Here is a 452-nt window from a genome sequence, read left to right as displayed (position 1 = left end):
CACTGAGACCGAGGCGTGGTTTCAGGGCATGCGTATAGACTCGGACTACAGAGGGCAGGGATTGGGGTCGCTGCTGACCGACCACCTCATAGAATGGGCGGCCGATGCCGGCGCGTCAGTCGGCCGAAGCATGGTGTTTTCCTGGAACGAGGCCGGACTCGGGCAGTCGCTGGCTGCTGGCTTCGAGGCGGTCACGTCGTTCCGCTGGGTACACCCCGAGCCACGGGACGAGACGCCCGGGATGACTGTCGGAAACGACCCCGCGACAGCGTGGCGCTACTGGCAGGAGAGCGACGGACGAGACGTCCTGTCCGGGCTCGCGCTCGACAGCGGGGAGAGCTGGGCGCTCTCGACGCTGACGCGGGACACGCTCGACCGGCTGGCGACTGCCCAGGCGGTCCTGACCGTCGGGGATAAGCCACGAGGCCTGGCGTGTCGCGTCCGCACGACCG

At 68.4% G+C, this 452-nt stretch carries 1 protein-coding gene; it reads left to right on the top strand.

Annotation, left to right across the window (positions count from 1 at the left end; all coding sequences use genetic code 11):
* Positions 1–452: GNAT family N-acetyltransferase (locus tag FY251_RS21295; protein WP_148416914.1), on the top strand; the 452-nt coding region annotated here is incomplete at both ends.

The organism is Haloferax sp. KTX1 (assembly GCF_902410085.1).
Lineage (GTDB): Archaea > Halobacteriota > Halobacteria > Halobacteriales > Haloferacaceae > Haloferax > Haloferax massiliensis.
Note: the sequence above shows the minus strand (reverse complement) of the source record. Positions and strands in the feature narration are given on the sequence as shown.